The sequence below is a fragment of the Mesorhizobium sp. M2A.F.Ca.ET.039.01.1.1 genome (genome assembly GCF_003998035.1).
Classification (GTDB): domain Bacteria; phylum Pseudomonadota; class Alphaproteobacteria; order Rhizobiales; family Rhizobiaceae; genus Mesorhizobium.
Window position 1 is genome coordinate 1 of record NZ_RZRY01000720.1, and the last position, 3,037, is coordinate 3,037.

General features: G+C 60.8%; 5 protein-coding genes. All 5 read left to right on the forward strand.

Features of this window, described 5'->3' with window-relative positions; translation table 11 throughout:
- The first annotated feature begins 167 nt into the window (after positions 1-167).
- The 5 genes from EOA24_RS32460 (at position 168) to EOA24_RS32480 (ending at position 2,337) form a co-directional block, all read left to right on the forward strand.
- Entirely contained in the window at positions 168-464 is a 297-nt protein-coding gene (locus EOA24_RS32460) for a hypothetical protein (RefSeq protein ID WP_127256534.1), read from the forward strand.
- Positions 464-802, forward strand: coding sequence for a hypothetical protein (locus EOA24_RS32465; protein ID WP_127256532.1), 339 nt, complete (start codon positions 464-466; stop codon positions 800-802). Before EOA24_RS32460 ends, EOA24_RS32465 begins: the two co-directional genes overlap by 1 nt.
- Entirely contained in the window at positions 799-999 is a 201-nt protein-coding gene (locus EOA24_RS32470) for a hypothetical protein (RefSeq protein WP_127256530.1), read from the forward strand. Before EOA24_RS32465 ends, EOA24_RS32470 begins: the two co-directional genes overlap by 4 nt.
- Before the next feature lie 121 nt (positions 1,000-1,120).
- Positions 1,121-1,768, forward strand: a complete 648-nt coding sequence (locus EOA24_RS32475; RefSeq protein ID WP_127410503.1) for a hypothetical protein — start codon at positions 1,121-1,123, stop codon at positions 1,766-1,768.
- Positions 1,765-2,337 (forward strand): DUF1376 domain-containing protein, encoded by a 573-nt coding sequence (locus EOA24_RS32480; RefSeq protein ID WP_127257395.1) that lies wholly within the window; start codon positions 1,765-1,767, stop codon positions 2,335-2,337. Before EOA24_RS32475 ends, EOA24_RS32480 begins: the two co-directional genes overlap by 4 nt.
- Positions 2,338-3,037: the final 700 nt, after the last annotated feature.

The following is a 3,037-nucleotide window of genomic DNA, read 5'->3' on the forward strand; positions in this document are numbered from 1 at the left end:
CGTATGAGAAGTTCGTGAAGGAGATCGGCGCCTTTACGGAGGAAGAGTTCGAGCCAGAAATTCGCCGCTGTGCGCTCCTATGCGGAGACTTTCTTAGAAACCCGTAGTGTTCTAGCCACTCGTTGGTTTGATTTTCCAGTCGCCTCAACAACCCGAAAGGCGACGAAATGGAACCGACTGATACCGCCCGGGCGTTCAATGCCCGGCTAAGCTTCTGGGCAGCATCCGGTCTTAGCGGCGTTGCGCTCTATGAAGCTCTCGCGACCGACGAAACCCTACCCGCTTTTTTCTCTCCTGCCGACTTAGCGTCGATCCAAGGCGTCGAGCTTGGCGCAGTCAAGAAAGCTCGCCACCGCGGGACGGGTCCTGAGTTTGTTCGACTGACCGGCAAAACCGTCAAATATCCCCGTGCCGATTATTGCCGGCATCTCGCTGCTCGGTTCGTTCGGAGGGCCGCCGCCTGATGGAACGGATCGACCTCTCACCCTCAGAAACGCGCTGGGAGCCCGACGCCAAGGCCTGGCAGTCGATGTGTTCGAACCCCGGCAAGTACGCTCCGCTGATCGAGCGCGTTGTCGGCTTCATGCTGTTCATTGGCTGCCGCGACGACGAGGACGCAGCAGATAGACTGTGCTTGGGGTTCGATGACTTCGCCAGTCAGACCCCGTTCTTGGCAGGTCTCTCACCGGATGAGGTGTATTTCGTCCAGGTCGGCGCCTCGAGGGTGATCTTCCAGGAAGACCCCGGCCCAATGATCCTTCGGGATGCAACGGCTTGGATGCGCGACGGAGGCCCAGAATGACCGGCCTCGATCACGAACACTCGGAGGTCATTTCGCTGGGCGCTCGACGCCTGGTCGAAGTGCCTGCGGAGCAGCGCGGACATGCGGCGGTGCCGTGGCTCAAGTCGCAGTTCCCGATGACGACGGCCGAGGCGATCGAAGCCATCCGGCTGGCCAATCTTGTGCGAAGCGGAGGTGTCGACGATGGCACATCCTGAAAAGCGAACGCCCGCCGAGGACCAATCGACGGGCGTTGCGGGGGACTTCTCAAGCAGCTCAAGTGTTCAGGAAAATAGCGGTAATCCTGCTCATTTTCAAGGAAAACTGAACAGTGCCGATTTGCTGTCCAACAGCCTCGCCGATCTCGCCGAGCAAGTGCGCCAAGCTGCGGCAGAATCGGACACGGCGGAGCGCACAAGCGTTTCCAGGGCGCTCGACGCCGGCCAGATGCTTGTCACGGCAAAGGTTGCCTGCGAGCATGGTCAGTGGTTGCCGTTCCTCAGTCGCGCCAACATCCATGAACGCCGCGCGCGCCGGCTGATGCAGCTTGCCCGGTCCGGGCTCAATTCGGACATCGTGTCCGATTTGGGAGGCATCGGCGCCGCGCTGGCCTTCACGTCGAAATGGCAACTGCCGAGCTTCGAACAGTCGCTTTTCATCTACGATCCTGAAGACGGCGAGACCTCTGTCGGTCGCGGCGTCGGCTATGTGTGGGAGGACCACCAGCACCGCGGCTACTATCACATAGGCATGATCGTCACCGGCGATGACGGTGAGGAGGAATGCATCGCCTCGAGGCGGCCAATGCTGCCCTTTGTGGAGGTCGACGGCGATAGGCCGATCAACATCCTTGTTCACTTCCTCACCCGTCGGTTCACGCTGCCGATCGCCGACTGGCGCTTCGGCTCCGTCGACCGCCAGATCCCGATGGTCGTCCTGGCGCCGTTCGTCAACGGGAACACCTTCAGGGAGGGCGCGACGGCATGAGCGAGCTCCCATGGATGCCCGTCTACATAGGCACTGAAACGGCTTTGACAGGGCATCTGAGCCCCGAAGAGTTTGGCTGCTACGAGCGCCTGCGCAGGCATTGGTGGCAGCATGGATCGCTGCCTGAAGATGCCACTCGCCTCATGCGCATTACCGGCGTCGATCCCGACAAGTGGGAAGACGTTGCGAAGGCCATCGGCCCACTCATGTCTGACAGCATCCGCAGGCTCGATGATGAACGTTCTGGCGCGGCCGCCAAGCGTGAAAAGAAGGTCGCGGCCGGGCGGAAAGGTGCCGAGGCCAAGTGGCGACCGCATGGCAGAACCATTTCGGATGCCAATGGCACAACCATGGCAGACGCATCCGACGAGATGGCAAACGCATCGTTTTGCCAATGGCCATCACCATCAGCATCACCATCAGAAAGTTCTCTCCGGGAAGAAAAGGAAGAAGGGTTAGAGCCTGCGCGCGAGAGACAGCCCAACGTCTTGTTGATGTCGATGGACGAGGTGAAGGAACATCTGCGGGAGACGGGCGCACTCGCCGACGATGAGTTCGGAGGCCTGTGATGACCCGGGGGACCACCACGACCGATCCCGTGTCCAAGGCGGAACCCGCCCGGGCACTTCGTTGGCATCGGGAAGAAATTCAAACTAAAAAGTTGGCGGGGGGAGGTCTCAACGCCAAGCGCAAACCCTTGCTGGACCGCGTGGCTCCAAATTTCGCGCTCTGGCGAATTAAAGTTCCGGGAGGCCTGATTTGAGACGCGGAAGGAGACCGCTTCCCGGCCGCCTGCATCTCGTCACGGCCACCTATCGCGCGGACCGGCACGGCATCGCAGCGTCATCCGGCCATCTGCCGGCATACGAGCCGCTGCCCAAGCCGAAATGGATGCACGGCAAGGCTGCTCTGGCCTGGCAGAGGTACATCGAGCCGTCATGCTGGCTGGATCAGTTCAGGGGGCCGCGGCGATCGCGTTCTGCCTGCTCTGGGCTGAGTTTCAGTTATCGCCTCGCCAGTTCGGCGCCGCGAAGCATAGCCAGATGCGCGCCTACATGGCCGACCTCGGCTTGCTCGGCAATCGTCGAGGGGCGCCCGAATGACGGGGGGACTTGCAAAGACTATAGGTCTGCGGCGCCTCGATCGCTCAGCACCAGGCTTGCGCAAAAGCGTAAGAAATTACGTTTTGAGGGACCAACTTTTCATTTTTCAGGGCATTTTGCGCAGGTCAATTGCCCAGCGGTCGGCAGCTTTTGGCGGACTGAGCAG